At 35.7% G+C, this 395-nt stretch carries 1 pseudogene; it reads left to right on the plus strand.

Annotation, left to right across the window (positions count from 1 at the left end):
• Positions 1-395 (plus strand): annotated as a pseudogene (locus tag EYW44_RS22360) (gliding motility-associated C-terminal domain-containing protein); the annotation flags it as partial.

Below are 395 nucleotides of genomic sequence, written 5' to 3' on the forward strand. Positions count from 1 at the left end.
ATGTAAACATTACAACAACAGCTAATACAGAAAACATTACTGTTGATGCAACAGGAGCAGTTCAAGTTCCAGCAAACACACCATCAGGAGATTATACGATTACTTACCAGATTTGTGAGAAATTAAATCCAAGTAATTGTGATACTGCTACTGTAACAGTAACAGTTGAATCTTCAGGAACAATAGATATTCCAGATACAGAAGATGACACAGTCAGTACGAATGAGAACACATCAGTAGATGTAGATGTATTTGGAAATGATGTTGTAGTACCAACAGATGGAACAATCAGTGTAACTAATGGAACAAATGGAGTAGTTGTAGTAACAGATCCAAATAATACACCAAGTGATCCAAGTGATGATGTTGTGACTTATGAGCCAAATTCAGGGTTT

The organism is Tenacibaculum sp. M341 (assembly GCF_004337695.1).
Classification (GTDB): domain Bacteria; phylum Bacteroidota; class Bacteroidia; order Flavobacteriales; family Flavobacteriaceae; genus Polaribacter.